At 44.7% G+C, this 15,057-nt stretch carries 12 protein-coding genes, 1 pseudogene and 1 other annotated feature; of the genes and pseudogenes, 4 read left to right on the top strand and 9 right to left on the bottom strand.

The window, feature by feature from the left end; translation table 11 throughout:
* The first annotated feature begins 273 nt into the window (after positions 1-273).
* Positions 274-651: an autonomous glycyl radical cofactor GrcA gene (gene grcA, locus FLM53_RS10475; protein ID WP_017059315.1), complete on the top strand. Its 378-nt coding sequence runs from the start codon at positions 274-276 to the stop codon at positions 649-651.
* Between the two features lie 153 nt (positions 652-804).
* On the opposite strand, the gene FLM53_RS10470 is transcribed toward grcA, so the two are convergent.
* The 4 genes from FLM53_RS10470 to thrA form a co-directional block, all read right to left on the bottom strand.
* The gene (locus tag FLM53_RS10470; protein ID WP_176682015.1) at positions 805-1,464 is read right to left on the bottom strand and encodes an NADPH-dependent FMN reductase; all 660 of its coding nucleotides are present in this window, start codon (positions 1,462-1,464) and stop codon (positions 805-807) included.
* 178 nt (positions 1,465-1,642) lie between these two features.
* Complete coding sequence (thrC, locus tag FLM53_RS10465) at positions 1,643-2,929, bottom strand: threonine synthase (protein WP_017630232.1); 1,287 nt, start codon at positions 2,927-2,929, stop codon at positions 1,643-1,645.
* Complete coding sequence (gene thrB, locus FLM53_RS10460; RefSeq protein ID WP_176682023.1) at positions 2,926-3,882, bottom strand: homoserine kinase; 957 nt, start codon at positions 3,880-3,882, stop codon at positions 2,926-2,928. Before thrB ends, thrC begins: the two co-directional genes overlap by 4 nt.
* Before the next feature lie 17 nt (positions 3,883-3,899).
* Complete coding sequence (gene thrA / locus FLM53_RS10455; RefSeq protein WP_176682016.1) at positions 3,900-6,359, bottom strand: bifunctional aspartate kinase/homoserine dehydrogenase I; 2,460 nt, start codon at positions 6,357-6,359, stop codon at positions 3,900-3,902.
* 29 nt (positions 6,360-6,388) lie between these two features.
* Positions 6,389-6,507 (bottom strand) — a sequence feature (Thr leader region).
* A 317-nt stretch (positions 6,508-6,824) separates the two neighbouring features.
* Between thrA and FLM53_RS10450 the strand changes: the two genes are divergently transcribed.
* Positions 6,825-7,301, top strand: a complete 477-nt coding sequence (locus FLM53_RS10450; RefSeq protein ID WP_176682017.1) for a ribonuclease regulator — start codon at positions 6,825-6,827, stop codon at positions 7,299-7,301.
* Positions 7,302-7,346: 45 nt separating this feature from the next.
* Here FLM53_RS10450 and FLM53_RS10445 read toward each other — a convergent pair whose 3' ends face one another.
* Complete coding sequence (locus FLM53_RS10445) at positions 7,347-7,832, bottom strand: putative 4-hydroxy-4-methyl-2-oxoglutarate aldolase (protein WP_176682018.1); 486 nt, start codon at positions 7,830-7,832, stop codon at positions 7,347-7,349.
* Positions 7,833-7,879: 47 nt separating this feature from the next.
* Here FLM53_RS10445 and FLM53_RS24015 point away from each other — a divergent pair.
* A pseudogene (locus FLM53_RS24015) lies at positions 7,880-8,038 on the top strand (ribonuclease activity regulator protein RraA).
* A gap of 372 nt (positions 8,039-8,410) precedes the next feature.
* Positions 8,411-9,127, top strand: coding sequence for a two-component system response regulator ArcA (gene arcA, locus FLM53_RS10440; protein ID WP_004741534.1), 717 nt, complete (start codon positions 8,411-8,413; stop codon positions 9,125-9,127).
* A gap of 124 nt (positions 9,128-9,251) precedes the next feature.
* Here arcA and FLM53_RS10435 read toward each other — a convergent pair whose 3' ends face one another.
* From FLM53_RS10435 to FLM53_RS10420, 4 genes are all read right to left on the bottom strand, one after another.
* Entirely contained in the window at positions 9,252-9,695 is a 444-nt protein-coding gene (locus tag FLM53_RS10435; protein WP_176682019.1) for a hypothetical protein, read from the bottom strand.
* 7 nt (positions 9,696-9,702) lie between these two features.
* Positions 9,703-12,054: an aerobic respiration two-component sensor histidine kinase ArcB gene (gene arcB, locus FLM53_RS10430; RefSeq protein ID WP_176682020.1), complete on the bottom strand. Its 2,352-nt coding sequence runs from the start codon at positions 12,052-12,054 to the stop codon at positions 9,703-9,705.
* Between the two features lie 151 nt (positions 12,055-12,205).
* Positions 12,206-13,957: a diguanylate cyclase domain-containing protein gene (locus FLM53_RS10425; protein WP_026084177.1), complete on the bottom strand. Its 1,752-nt coding sequence runs from the start codon at positions 13,955-13,957 to the stop codon at positions 12,206-12,208.
* A gap of 91 nt (positions 13,958-14,048) precedes the next feature.
* The gene (locus tag FLM53_RS10420) at positions 14,049-15,002 is read right to left on the bottom strand and encodes a TIGR01212 family radical SAM protein (RefSeq protein WP_176682021.1); all 954 of its coding nucleotides are present in this window, start codon (positions 15,000-15,002) and stop codon (positions 14,049-14,051) included.
* Between the last annotated feature and the right edge of the window lie 55 nt (positions 15,003-15,057).

Below are 15,057 nucleotides of genomic sequence, written 5' to 3'. Positions count from 1 at the left end.
TAGTTCAATTAAAACACAACAAATGTAGTAAAATTACACCAAATAAGACTGTTAAATATTTTTTATACTTTAAAATATTTTGTAATTACTTTGTTTTCAAAGGTTTTATTGATTTACCTCAATATAATCACCTTTGTAAAAATATGGTTTTTGGTTGTTTTTTGACTTAAATCAATGTTAACCTTACGAACATTAGGTATATATTACCCAGCTCAATAAAAATCGAAAGTTAACACCATAATCAAACCACGTTCAGTGGACTAGGAGATAGTTATGATCCAAGGTATTCAAATTACTAAAGCAGCAAACGATGACCTACTAAACTCAATCTGGCTACTAGATAGCGAGAAGAATGAAGCTCGTTGTGTTGTTGCTACTGCAGGTTTCGAAGCTGACCAAGTTATCTCAGCTGCAGACCTAGGCGAGTACGAAAGCCGTGAAGTTGCAATCGAAGCAGCACCACGCATCGAAGGTGGTCAACACCTAAACGTTAACGTTCTTAAGCGTGAAACGCTAGAAGATGCAGTTGCTCACCCAGAGAACTACCCTCAGCTAACAATCCGTGTATCGGGTTACGCTGTACGTTTCAACTCTCTAACAACTGAACAGCAACGTGACGTTATCGCACGTACGTTCACTGAGTCTCTATAATCTCAGTAAACTAGAGTGTTAAAGATTTAAAAAGCTTGGTCAGAAATGACCAAGCTTTTTTCGTTTTAGTCTTACCCATTTTTTATAGCTAACTATCTCAACGCAAGTTCGGATCACTCTGGATTAACCCATCACGCACACTACTCGATCTAACTATGGCGCGTTTCGTTGAGAAGGATCTTTAGTAAAGGCTTTCGCTAACGCAGTTGGATCCACATTGTCTCTTTGCAACGCTGCACCTTGTGCCCACCACATTAATTGATGGAACGTTCGGTTCATGTACTCATCCCATTGTGCCTGTTCTGACTCTTGAACAACACAGCCCTCTTCATCAAACACTTCTTGTGCTTTAGGTAGATGAATCATCGCAGAAACGGGTAAACAACCTAACTCTGATAAGAAAGTTCTCATCGAAACGGATGCTCTTGCCCCGCCCCACTGACCGGCAGAATAAGTCACAATCGCGCTCGGCTTATATGAGAATAACGAGCTACCAAAATGGTTGAGAATATTAGCCAGCGCAGGGCTCATTGAATGATTGTATTCAGGGCTGACCATCACGTAGCCATCGGCTTTTGCGATCTTGTCCGCTAACTCCGCAAGATGTGCAGGTACTTTGGATCGATGATAAGAAAACTCTGGTTTAAATACGTCACCAAAATCGTAATGCAATGGGTCGATGATCTCGACGGTATGCTCAGCGTGTTTATCCGCCAGTAACTTTGCACACGCCTTGCTAACTCTCATCCCTAATCGGGCTGGTCTTGGTGGGGTGCTCTCACGTACAGAGCCAAGAAAAATCAAAAAATTCATACTATCCCTTTCTATTTTACTTTGGTCAGTTCACCGCGAGCTTGAGCTAACCTCAAGCTTAAGAAAATGCTTCATTAGAGCTTACTGGTTAAAAGCCATCAGGCAATAAAAAAGGTGAATGATTGCTCATTCACCTTTCTCTTAACCATCTAAGTTTTCACATAACGTTTGTGAAAAATTACGCTGGTTGAACTCGACGAAGTACCGCTTTTAGCGCTTCAAAATCGTTATCTAGATCTTCAGACAACAACTCCATCGCAGCGTGTTTTGCTAACGGGCCAGGCAGTTCAATATCAGAACCTAGAATGTCATCAACCACTTCTTTGAACTTCGCTGGGTGCGCTGTACATAGGAACAAGCCAGTTTCGTTCTCTTGCAGTTGCTCTTCCAATAGACGGTAAGCAATCGCACCATGTGGTTCACATAGGTAACCTTGTGCTTTTAGGTCACGTACTGATTCAGCGCTCTGCTCGTCAGATACTTTACCCTTGCCTAGTGTATCTAAGCCCCAACCTTTCAGTTGGCAAAGCTCTTCGATACGAGGCCAGTTGTTCGGTTGGCTTACGTCCATCGCGTTCGATGTTGTTGCAACGGTCGGTTTTGGATCCCATTGACCTGTTTCTAGATAACGAGGAACCGTGTCATTTTCGTTAGTTGCAGCTATGAAACGCTTAACTGGTAGACCTAGAGCTTTAGCCAATAGACCAGCTGTTAGGTTACCAAAGTTACCACTTGGTACAGAGATAACCAGGTTTTCACGTTGCTCTTTAGTCAGCTGAGAAGCCGCTTCAAAGTAGTAACAGATCTGAGCCATCAAACGACTGATGTTGATAGAGTTTGCCGAGTTAAGGCCAATCTCTTTACGCAGTTCAGCGTCATCAAATGAGTCTTTAACCAGTGCCTGACACGCATCAAAGTCGCCATCAATTGCAACAGTGTGGATGTTCTTACCCAGTGTACAGAACAGCTTCTCTTGTAGAGGGCTGATCTTGCCTTTAGGGTAAAGGATCACAACGTTGATGTCTTCCATGCCGTAGAAAGCATGCGCAACCGCCGCACCAGTATCACCTGATGTTGCCGTTAAGATAGTGATTTGACCACCATCTGAAACTGCTGCTAAAGATTGCGCCATAAAGCGGCCACCGAAATCTTTAAATGCCAGTGTTGGACCGTGGAAAAGCTCAAGTGCGTAAACACCGTCTTTTACTTGGTTGATTGGCGCAGGGAATTGGAATGCTGCATCCACCATCTGGTCAATTTGCTCTTTCGACAGTTCATCACCGATAAGCGCCGACAAGATCTTTGAGCTACGAGGGACAAAGTCCTCTGCTAGCAGCGCATCGATATCATCAAACTTAGGCAGTTCTGATGGGAAAAATAGACCTTGATTACGGCCTAAGCCTTGACGAACGGCTTGGCCAAAAGAGACTTGTTCATCATTTTCTTTGATGTTGTACAGTTTCATAACTCACTTCCTGTAACGATCGAACCCTGCTTATCTAGGCGACAAACGTGAACGAATCCTTCTTCATTTTGTACGTAATTTTGTTCTAACCAGCGTGCAACACGCTCGGCGACATCTTGTTCTTTGCAAATGCTAAATAGAGTTGGGCCACTACCAGAAATACCAGTAGCCAATGCACCTGCCGACAGCGCGTATTTACGAGCGTCAGCAAACCCTGGAAGCAGTTTCTCACGATATGGTTCAGCGATCACGTCTTTGATCATCTTCGCTGCCAGTTCAGGTTGACCTGAGTGACACGCGTGGATAAAGCCCGCTAAGTGGCGACCATGAGCAATGATATCCTGACGACGGTACTGAGATGGTAGGATCTCTCTCGCTTCTGCCGTTGAAACCTTAATGCCCGGATAAGCCATCACCCAGTACCAATCATCAAAACACGGTACTTCTTGGCTAATGATGCCAAGCTCTTCAAGCATTAATTGCACGCCACCAAGGTAACATGGCGCAACGTTATCGTAGTGAATACCACCAGAAATCTTACCTTCCATCTCGCCCATCAGAGCAAGCAGTTCAGTTTCATTCAATGGCTGACCATGAAAACGGTTTAGCGCATCAAGCGCCGCTACGATTGAACATGCACTTGAACCTAAACCAGAACCGATAGGCATGTTCTTTTCGAGTGTCATTTCTAAAGGCTTTAGCGCAACGCCTTTTTTAGCAAGCTCTCTAGAGAACACCACCCAGCAGTCGTAGACGATGTTTTCTTTGGCTTCAGTCGGCAGCTTAGAAACAAAGCTGCCTGCTGTTTTAAGTGAGAATGGTTCATCACCTGCTTTAACCATAACTCGGTCACCCAGCAGTGTGCCATCCACTGGAGACACAGCGGCCCCCAGCACATCAAACCCTACACTGACATTACCGATTGATGCAGGAGCATAAACGACAACATCCATATCACTTGAACTCATTCCTAAACTCCTAATTTCCAACCAAGAGTACGCATCACATCAGAGAATACGCCTGCTGCTGTTACTTCAGTACCAGCACCGTAGCCACGAAGTACTAACGGGATTGGTTGGTAGTAACGGCTGTAGAATGCTAGAGCGTTCTCGCCATCTTTAATCTTGAACATTGGGTCGTCGCCATCAACAGCTGCGATACGAACCTTACATTTACCATCGGCAATCTCACCAACATAACGAAGTACTTTGCCTTCTTCTGCTGCGATAGCTGACTGCTCTTGGAAGTAAGCATCCGCTTCTGGCAAGCGAGCCATGAACTCTTCAACCGTACCTGAATCATCAAAACCCGGTGGAAGTGCTTGGTCTACTTCAACGTCTTCAAGTTCAAGTGCCATGCCTGCTTCACGAGCAAGGATAAGTAGCTTACGCGCTACATCCATACCAGATAGATCGTCACGAGGATCCGGTTCTGTAAAGCCGTTGTCTTTAGCGATGTTGGTTGCTTGGCTTAACGTCATACCTTCATCAAGCTTACCGAAGATGTAAGACAGAGAACCAGAGAGGATACCGTTGAACTTCTCAAGTTCATCACCTGCAGAGATTAGGTTCTGTAGGTTTTCGATTACCGGAAGACCTGCGCCTACTGTTGTTTCGTACATCAGCTTACGACGTGAGTTACGTGCAACTTCACGAAGCTGATGGTAGTAAGCCATGCTAGCTGTATTCGCTTTCTTGTTTGGTGTTACCACGTGGAAACCAGCTGCTAGGAAGTCTGCATATTGAGCAGCAATACCTTCACTAGACGTACAGTCAACCAATACCGGGTTGATGATGTGGTTACGTTGAACTAGAGCTGCTAGGCGCGCTAGGCTGAACTCTTCTGTCGCGCTCGACATGCGATCACGCCATTGCTCTAGTGGTAAGCCTTCACTGTCTAGCAATAAGCCTTTGCTGTTTGCTAAACCACATACACGAATCACGATGCCTTTTTCAGCCAGTTTGCCCTGCTGACGTTGGATCTGGTCAACAAGCTCACCACCAACACCGCCAACACCCACAACGAATACGTCTAGGAAGTGTTTAGAGTTAAATAGGTTTTCGTGACACGCTTTGATTGCTTCTGAAATTTTATCTTCGGGGATAACCGCAGAGATAGCGCGCTCAGATGAACCTTGAGCAATTGCAACGATGTTAACGTTCACTTCAGCTAAAGAAGAGAAGAACTGAGAAGCGACACCGCGTGAAGTACGCATACCGTCACCCACCAGCGTTACAATCGCTACATCGTCCATGAACTCAACTGGCTCTAATAGGCCATCTTTAAGTTCAAGTTCAAATGCGTCAGACAGTACTTGCTTCGCTTTTACTTTATCTGCTGATTCAATACAGAAGCTGATGCTGTACTCAGAAGAAGATTGAGTAATAAGGACAATAGAAACGCCAGCTGAAGACATCGCACCGAATACACGGCTCGCCATGCCAACCATACCCTTCATACCTGGGCCTGATACGTTAACCATCGTTAGGTCACTTAGCGTCGTGATGCCTTTGATTGCTAGGTTATCTTCGCCAGTGTCTTGGCCGATCAAAGTACCTGCACCCTGTGGGTTAAAGCTGTTTTTGATCAGACAAGGTATGTGGAATTGTGCGATAGGAGCGATGGTTTTCGGGTGTAGAACCGAAGCGCCAAAGTAAGAAAGCTCCATTGCTTCTTGGTAGCTCAGTGATTTAAGCAGACGAGCATCATCGACTAAGCGTGGGTCACAGTTGTAAACGCCGTCTACATCTGTCCAGATTTCACAACAATCAGCACGTAGACATGCCGCTAGCACTGCCGCTGAGTAGTCAGAACCATTACGACCAAGTGTAACTAGCTCGCCTTTATCATTACCTGCAGTGAAGCCCGGCATGATGTTAACGTGACCTTGTGGAAGTGGCGATTGACGGAAGTTCTGAGTAGACACATCCACATCAACCATAGCTTCAAGGTGATCACCTTTAGCGTATAGGTATTGAACTGGGTCAATCAGGCTTGCTGGTTGGCCTTTTGCTTCAAGTACCGCTTTCATTAACTGGATAGAGATTCGCTCACCTTTACTGATGATACGAGCATTAACGTGGTTCGGGCACATACCAAGTAGGTTGATGCCGTTCACGAACTGCTTTAGCTGAGCAAGAGAGGTATCAACCTGCTCTTGGAACGCAGTACCATCAATCGAAGGTACAACCGCTTTAATCTCTGCAAACAGCGCAGTAAATGAAGATTCGATCTCTGTGATTTGTGCGTCAGCTTCACCATTTTTCAGTGCAGCTTCAATAACAGCGACCAACTTATTGGTTGTTTTTCCTGGAGCCGATAGTACAACGGCTAGCTCTTCTTGCTGGGCATTATTAGCGATGATATCAGCCGCTCGTAAAAAACGATCTGCATCAGCTAATGATGAACCTCCAAACTTTAAAACGCGCATCCCTTTCTCCATAAGTCATAAAAATGGTACAAAAAAAGGCCTGTATCTTGTTGGATACAGGCCTTTTTTTTAAAATCCGTTACTTAGCAGCCTGCCCCAACAATGTTAATGTCGGTAATAATAATGGTTGTGGTCATTACTAGGTGGCTTACGTGCTGCATATCAAATTCTCTGCTTGTGCTTTACTCTACGTGTATCAATTTTTACCACTAGACGTCAATGAAAAGTTGCGTTTTTTTTACATTCACACCGTTTTTCAGAGCAAACCGTCATTTAAGGGATAAAACACCCTGTATGCACCTGTAATTCAGATCGTGGATTTATCCTATAAACACTCAAGAGTGATTAATTGCATATATAGTCATAACAAAATGCTATATCGATTGTTCAGCAAGCACACAAGAACTGTGCTTTAATTGAACGATAACGTTCAAAGAACAATAATAATGACATCAGGAGTGGGAAGTGAAGAGATTACTTATTCTTTTAGCCTTTGCTATGCCTGTTGTTTGTTCAGCGAACAGCTTACCCCTGCTAAGCAACCTGCCCCTATTACCCGGTCAAATCGATCGTTCTTCTCATAAGTTCTTTATCTCAACTCAAAATGCGTCGAGCGAAAGTTTCGATACTTGGAAAGTCGACAGTGGCTACGCCTATAGCTTGTTTGATGATGTTGACCTTTATGTCGGTACACGTATAAACAGTGCGTCTTTGAAAAGTGAAAGTGGATTCTTGAGCGGTGTCAGTTATCAATTCTCTGAAAGAATCTCTTTCAATAGCTCTCTCCATACCTATAAGGATGAAACCGAAGAGAATGAAAAGTCGGTAGCCGCGGAAGTGTCAAGCCGAGTTCAACTGACGGACAACTTGGATCTGCATGCCACCCTTGATTATGAAGAGTGGCAGCAAGGTGTTGAAGTGAGATTAGGGTTTCGCTTCTAACCCAATAAGCTTGTTACCCATTAACAACTGTTACTCAAATCGGCGTTATGATTCGAGTAACAGCTCCGACGAAATTAACACGCCATTCCAATCTGCATAAATGTAATCACCAGGCTGAATCAGTTGGTTATGCATTGTCAGTGTCACATTAACTTGGCCTACGCCACGCTTCTCGGTTTTGAATGGTGATGCACCTAGCGCCTGAACGCCCAGATCCATTTGCGACATCATGCCAACATCCCGTACAGCACCATTAACGATCACGCCCTCCCAGCCATTTTCTATTGCAAGAATAGCAAGTTGGTCACCAAGCAGTGCTTTCTGGCACGAGCCATTTCCGTCAACAACCAGTACTTTACCGCTGCCGTCGGTCGCTAAAACCTCGCGAACCTTGGAATTATCGTGATAACAACGAACTGTTACAATTTTTCCCCAGAACGCACCACGTTGACCGAAGTTCTGTAATGGAAGGTTAAGTAGGGTGACTTTGCTTTCAAACTCATCACACAAGTCGGGTGTTATATCGTGCATATATCCTCCGTGAGTAAGGCGCTACCTGTTAAGTCAGGCTTACCTCTATGCTTTTATATGTTATTAAAATTAATCCTTTGTTTTCATTGTTCTATGCTCAATTTAATCATTAATTAAAGTTGATTGAGCATATTTATCTACTAGACTCTAAGGACAGCTTTCCGCTTCCTTGGTTCATAATCAGGTCTTTAGCATACGAGATGTGAGAACTATCTCGAATAACCATTCTGGTTTTGATGCTAAATAATCACCATAACACTGGTTAAGTTGTAGCCATACTATTAAAGTTTGTTGCGATACGGCAATTGATGTAAATCAACAAAGTGAATGGAATTAACATTCTCGCGTTGTTAGCATGCTGTTAACATTATAGAATCCGTTGCAATCACTAAAAGAATGATTGAAAGGCGTACTGGATCTACGTTATTGGGCAATACTTCAAGGAAGGCAGATAGCTGGAAGTAAGTGTTTTTTTGAAAACTTTAAGTTATCATCAAAAATACATTACCTGTATGTTATGTTTTTGCCTAGAATTTATTCTATTAGCACAGTTTCGTCACAAATTTAGGTACCGCCAAATGCAAACCCCGCAGATTCTTATCGTTGAAGATGAGCAAGTAACTCGTAACACTCTAAAGAGTATTTTTGAAGCAGAGGGATATGCTGTTTTTGAGGCTAGCGACGGTGAAGAGATGCACCAAGTGCTATCTGACAACCAAGTTAACCTTGTAATTATGGACATCAACCTGCCAGGTAAGAATGGCCTACTACTTGCGCGTGAACTACGTGAGCAAGCAAATGTAGCGCTTATGTTCTTAACTGGTCGTGATAATGAAGTTGATAAGATCCTTGGCCTAGAGATCGGCGCTGATGACTACATCACTAAGCCTTTCAACCCTCGTGAACTGACTATCCGTGCACGCAACCTTCTTAACCGTTCAATGAGCACAAGCTCTGTTCAAGAAGAAAAGCGTAGCGTTGAGAAGTACGAGTTCAACGGTTGGGTACTAGATATCAACAGTCGTTCTCTGGTTAGCCCAGATGGCGAAGGTTACAAGCTACCTCGTTCAGAGTTCCGTGCTCTACTTCACTTCTGTGAGAACCCAGGTAAGATCCAAACACGTGCAGACCTTCTTAAGAAGATGACTGGCCGTGAGCTTAAGCCACACGATCGTACTGTAGACGTAACAATCCGTCGTATTCGTAAGCACTTTGAATCTGTTTCTGGTACGCCAGAAATCATCGCAACGATTCACGGTGAAGGCTACCGCTTTTGTGGTGACCTAGAAGACTAATTCGATTCGCGTTTCTAGTCGTTTAGCACTTAGTGTTTGAACAGTAGAGGCGCAATCAATAGTTATTAAAAAGGGAGAATGCCAACGCATTCTCCCTTTTTTGTTGTTCATTGTTCGCTAAGGTTTAGTAAACCGTATCAACCTTAACGTCTTTCTCCACCAGCCACTTCACGGTTTCACCATCTTTCAGTTCAACCGCAACATCAACAGGCTTGTCGCTGTCGATCTCTAGTTGCCACACAAAAGCGACTTCCCACTGAGTTTCACTGTGCGTTCTTAAATCAAGATCGTCAGCCGTCACTAACAAGGTATCTGCACCTTGTTTTACCGTAACGCTTTCAACCGCTAGCGTTGCTGGCAGCTCTGAGTCTGATTCTAGGTAGATAGCACCATGCAGTGTCTTATCTTGAGTCTTTCCAATCGTTGGCATCTTGTTGTGCCAAAGATTGCTTTTCATTGTTACTGTCGTTGCTGATACTTCAACTTGGTTACCTTGCTGCCATTCTACTTGCGGTGCAGAACAACCTGCTAATGCCACTACGCATGCGGCGAATGCTAATTTTTTCATTATTCTTCTACCTTTGGTTTAACCAACTTTTTAAGACTTCAATGTCATTCTGGTATTCGTTATTAATTTCATCGACCCAGTCTGAAATATTCTCCCACCAAGCAGGCATATCTGGAGACTGAGCTTTCTGAGCAACTTGCTGTATGCGTTTCAAACCAATCGAACCTGCCGCGCCTTTGATCTTGTGCGCCTCAGAAACGATACTGGCTTGGTCTTTCGCGACCATGTTGGAATTCAATATTTCCATATACTCCGGCATCATATCTTCAAACATCGCGATGCTATCCAAAACCGGTTTCGGCCCAACAATGTCAACATAAGACTCTAGCATATCAATATCAAGCAAAGTGGTGTCAATCGATGAAAGAACTGGCTTACTCTCTTCTATCTTTTCAATATTTCCGACTTTTTCGACCACCTCTGGTGCATCCTCGATAAGCTCGCTGATCACATCCTGAATAGCTCGAACCGACAATGGCTTACTGATCGCTTCGTCCATGCCTTTCTGGAAATACTCTTGTTTGTTATTTAACACGTTGGCAGTTAACGCAACCAAAGGCGGTAACTGGCTGTACTTCTCACGGTAGTATTGAGCAATATCAAAGCCAGTCATGTCTGGCAGTTGGATGTCCAACAGTACCAAGTCATAGTCTTCAGGATTGAAAGCAATTTGCGCCTCTTTACCCGTCATCACCACCGTCACTTCGTGACCCAAGCTTTCAAGTAGAGAGCGAGCCACCGTGATGTTCAGTTCAATATCTTCAACCATGAAGATCTTAAGATTCGACTGCTTTCTTGGTGTTTTAATCAGTGCTTGAGTATCGTGATTAACAGGAACTCGAATCGATACCGTAAAGGTACTACCAAAGCCCTCTTCACTGGTCACTTCGATGTGGCCGTCCATCATATTGATCAGCTGCTGCGATACAGCTAGGCCAATGCCTGTACCCACCGCATGCAGATTATCCGTTCCAGATTTCACCTGATAATACATCGCGAAGATCTTTTCGATTTCACTTTCAGGGATACCAATACCGGTGTCTTCCACTTCCATCGTAATGTTGGCAAAGTCGCCATCGATGTCGGCGCTGACTGTCATCACCACACCACCATCTTTGGTGAACTTCATGGCGTTACTTACGAGGTTCCACAGCACCTGCCTCAGGCGAGTGCCATCCACTTCAACGGCCGCAGGCAGATCAGACAACCTTTCTAGATCGAACCTCAATCCTTTTTGCTCGGCCATCAATGCAGAGATACTTTCGATCTCAACAACGAAATCTTCAAAGTTGATTGGGGTTGGGAATAACTCAAGCTTACGACGGTCAAACTTATCCATGTCGATAATATCGTTGAAGATATTACCCAGTGTCACCGCGCTCACCTTGATGGTTTGCATCTGTTTACGCTGCTCAGTGGTCAATTGACTATCGAGCAACATACGGCTTAAGCCAATGATGCCGTTAAGCGGTGTTCTTAACTCATGGCTAATGGTTGAGATAAAGGTGGTCTTATCACGACTGGCTTTCTCTAGCGACTCTTGATGCTCTTTACGCTCGGTAATATCACGACCAAAACCCACTAAGCCTAAGTGGCGACCATCTTTGCTGTAGAAAGGTACTTTACGCAGTTCGAAGTAGCTCTTACGCCCATCTGGGTATTCAAGCCATTGGTCATAAGTTAGCGCTTGGTTATCAGCAAACACCTTCTTATCGGTTTCCACAACTTGTTGAGCGACCTCTTTGCTGTAGACATCCCAAGGCGTCAAACCGACTAGCTCTTTTTCTGTCTTGCCGGTGAGCTCTTCAACCGCACGGTTACAACCAGAGAAAACACCCTCTTCATTACGGTAGTAAATAAGGTCAGGCGAGGCATCGATAAACGAACGTAACAATGCAGTACGCTCTGCTAGCTCAAGCTGAGTTCGCTCACGTTGAAAGACTTCATTTTCGAGATCATGCATCGCTTCAGCGCGTGCTTCTTCAGCTTTTTCACGCTCTTCGATTTCTTGATTGAGCTTCTCGATATTGAGTTGCAGTTTATTGTTGAGCTCTTGGTCTCGCTCACGCATGTCACCAAGCTTAGAGACTAACTTCGCCAATCTTTGACGAGACTCTTCCAGCTGATCAACCACCACTGACAAGAAATAAACCGCCCAAGGTGTGATCACTAAACCGAAGAAAACTGAACGGACAATGTCGATATCATCAACATTACCTTTGAGTGCGAGGGTTATGCCGACTTGCACAACAACAGCGAGGGCAACAAGCGCTAGGGCTAGTAAGATAGAAAAGCGGACAATCCCCAGTTTTACGAGTAGATCCACGTAATACTGGGCGAGATTTTTCATGGGTTTCATTTAGCGCTCCATGCGATAAGACTAGCAACATTCTACCCTGTTTGAAGATAGGAGGTAAGCTAGCTACATCACATGCAGCAAGAGAGCTCGGGTTATATTGTTTAAAACAGATAACCCAAGTAAATACTGATTAAGTCAGTGATAGGTTTGTTTAGCGAATCGACGATGGATGCACGATTGAACGGTTTCGGCCATCGGATTTTGCTTGGTACAACGCGCTATCAGCCAAGGCAACCGCAGACTCCATTTCATCATCAGGAGTCGGAATGTAAGAGATAATACCAATACTCACCGTGATGAATTCGGAGACTGCCGATTTCTCGTGTATTAGCCCCAGTTTAAGGACTTCACTATGAATGCGCTCCGCCACCAGCTGCGCACCATCAGCCGTTGTATTTGGCAGAATAAAGCCGAACTCTTCACCGCCATAACGAGCCACACAATCTGACGAGCGATTGAGCACCTTTTTAAACGCCTGAGAGACTTGGATAAGCGCATCATCACCTTGCTGGTGCCCGTAATAGTCGTTATAGCCTTTAAAGAAATCGATATCACACAACATAATCGTCAGTGGCAACTTCTCACGCACATGGTAATGCCACAGTGTCGACAGCTGTTCATCAAAACGGCGTCGGTTAGACACCTGAGTTAGGCTGTCCATAAAGCTGAGGCGCTCAAGCTCAAGGTTGGCTTCTTCAAGTTTTTGCTCAGCAAGGTAACGTTCGGTGATATCACGCGCCATGATCAACACGCCATTGGTGCTTGAGGCTGGATCTCTAAACGGAGATTTCACCACATCGTACCAAGTGTATTCGCCATCACTAGACACCACCTTATCTATGTAGCGCAGTGATTTTCCGTGATGGAGCACTTGATGATCTGTGTCTGAGATACGCATGTACATGCTGTTTGGCACCACATCTTGCAGACGTTTGCCGACTAAATCACTCACTTCAGAAATACCAAGCGCCGCGACGAATGGCTTATTACACGCTTGATAAACCATGTTCTCGTTGAAGATACCAATCGAGTCAGGGCTGGCTTCTAAGATGTTTTGTAAGATGGTGTCACGCTGGGCAAGTGCGACCTCGGTATCTTTACGCTTCTCCATCTCGCCACGCAGTTTCTGCTGCATGTCATGCCAATCGGTCACATCATGGCTAATAGAGAGCGTACCGATTGTTTCTCCGTCTTGGGAAAGCAACACACTTTGATAGGTTTCGAGCAGGCAACCTTTGCCGTCCTGGTCGGTTGTCCACGATCGCTCACTGACACGACCTTTTAATGCACCACCAGACACACTCAAGGTACCCTCTTCAGGACGACCATGCCAAAACTTTTTAAACGAACGATTACTCGCGACCAACTCACCCTTCTGATCTTTTACGTAGATCAGCTCAGACAGAGAATCCAAAGCCGTACGCGCAACATTCAGCTCGCGAACTTCTTGGGACTGCTCTTCATTAGTATTCTTGTAGGGAGAGGCGTGAATCATCCACGCTTTTTTGCTTCTAAAGCGGATCTTACGAGCCACTAAATTGATCTTAAAAGATTCAAATTCAGAAAGAGCCCAAAACGAGATCTGCTCAAATGCTCGGGAATTGATGTGATTGGTTAAATAGTGGCGAAAGCTGTTCTCACTCTCCACGGTAGGAAAGCGAAAATTAACACCGATTTGGCGGATACCAAGCAGTTGCATCGCTTGGCGATTGGCATAGAGGATCTCGCCACTTCGCACATCGACGAAATAGAGTGGCGACGGAGTAGAAAGAAGAAGCTGTTCAATATGCGACTGATAACGTGAATAAAGATGCCAGCAGATGAGAGCAATCAGCAACATGAGAACGATATAAATACCGTAGCCATACGCCCTGTCCCACAACCAAGTCATTACCAGTTCCATTTACTCTCAATCTATACCATAAATTCTGTGAGGGAAATGTTACCACTATTTGTTGGTTTTATCTGCTGTTACCTACTCTCACCGATTTCTATCAATTGGCTGTGTTTAAAACGGGTAGCGTGTATTCAAATGCTGAACCTGTTTTGATGCCTTGCGCGCCGGTTTTATCGAGTGAACGACCAATCTCAGTCATCGCTAACCAGCGGTTTTCACACCATAAAGGCGAGAGCAACGTTGGACGCCTCGCGGCTGATGAAACGCGATGGTAAACCACGTTCGCAGGCGTACATTGAATGATATCCGTAGCAACATCTATGTACTCTTCAAGGCTTGGTGCTTCTAGCTTTCCTGCTTTCCACGCCTTAGCCATGGTACTGCCCTCTACTATATGAAGGCCGTGAAGTTTGATGCCATCGGTTCCTACCGCTAATACCTTGTCTAAAGTTTCAAGATTGTCCGCTTTGGTCTCTTTTGGCAGGCCAACAATAAGATGAGTACACACCTTGATACCTAACGCACGTGCGCGGTGGGTGATCGTTTCATACACCGCAAAATCGTGTCCGCGGTTAATTCGTTTAAGGGTCTTATCATTGGCCGTTTGCAAGCCAAGCTCTAGCCAGATTTCATAGCCCTGTTTTACATATCCCGCGAGCAGATCTAACACTGAATCAGGTACGCAATCAGGTCTTGTGCCCACGCAAAGACCTACAATATCGGCACCCGGTGCTTTTAGCGCCTCTTCATACATATTCTTAAGCACTTGCACCTCAGCATAAGTGCTGGTGTACGCCTGAAAATAAGCAAGATACTTCTTAGCACGAGCAATTTCACCCGCACGATCTTTTAACTGGTCTGCAATACTTTGAACCTGAGTTTGTTCATCAGCAAAGGACGCAACATTGCAAAAAGTGCAGCCTCCGCGGCCAATGGTTCCATCTCGGTTTGGACAACTAAAACCGCCGTGCAGTGTTAGCTTGTGAACCTTTTCGCCATAACGACGTTGAAGATCTTGGCCGATAGTATTGACCAACTCATGTAATTGCATATTTTCAAAGCGCTCAAGTAAATAAGAATGAATATCAGTCTTTTTTTGAAAAAAA

Source organism: Vibrio sp. Scap24 (assembly GCF_013394185.1).
Taxonomy (GTDB): Bacteria; Pseudomonadota; Gammaproteobacteria; order Enterobacterales; family Vibrionaceae; genus Vibrio; species Vibrio pomeroyi.
Note: the sequence above shows the minus strand (reverse complement) of the source record. Positions and strands in the feature narration are given on the sequence as shown.

Bases quoted from the DNA above. Each gene is read 5' to 3' on its own strand.
- grcA (WP_017059315.1), top strand. From the start codon at position 274: ATGATCCAAGGTATTCAAATTACTAAAGCAGCAAACGATGACCTACTA.
- FLM53_RS10470 (WP_176682015.1), bottom strand. From the start codon at position 1,464: ATGAATTTTTTGATTTTTCTTGGCTCTGTACGTGAGAGCACCCCACCA.
- thrC (WP_017630232.1), bottom strand. From the start codon at position 2,929: ATGAAACTGTACAACATCAAAGAAAATGATGAACAAGTCTCTTTTGGC.
- thrB (WP_176682023.1), bottom strand. From the start codon at position 3,882: ATGGATGTTGTCGTTTATGCTCCTGCATCAATCGGTAATGTCAGTGTA.
- thrA (WP_176682016.1), bottom strand. From the start codon at position 6,359: ATGCGCGTTTTAAAGTTTGGAGGTTCATCATTAGCTGATGCAGATCGT.
- FLM53_RS10445 (WP_176682018.1), bottom strand. From the start codon at position 7,832: ATGCACGATATAACACCCGACTTGTGTGATGAGTTTGAAAGCAAAGTC.
- arcA (WP_004741534.1), top strand. From the start codon at position 8,411: ATGCAAACCCCGCAGATTCTTATCGTTGAAGATGAGCAAGTAACTCGT.
- FLM53_RS10435 (WP_176682019.1), bottom strand. From the start codon at position 9,695: ATGAAAAAATTAGCATTCGCCGCATGCGTAGTGGCATTAGCAGGTTGT.
- arcB (WP_176682020.1), bottom strand. From the start codon at position 12,054: ATGAAACCCATGAAAAATCTCGCCCAGTATTACGTGGATCTACTCGTA.
- FLM53_RS10425 (WP_026084177.1), bottom strand. From the start codon at position 13,957: ATGGAACTGGTAATGACTTGGTTGTGGGACAGGGCGTATGGCTACGGT.
- FLM53_RS10420 (WP_176682021.1), bottom strand. From the start codon at position 15,002: ATGCAATTACATGAGTTGGTCAATACTATCGGCCAAGATCTTCAACGT.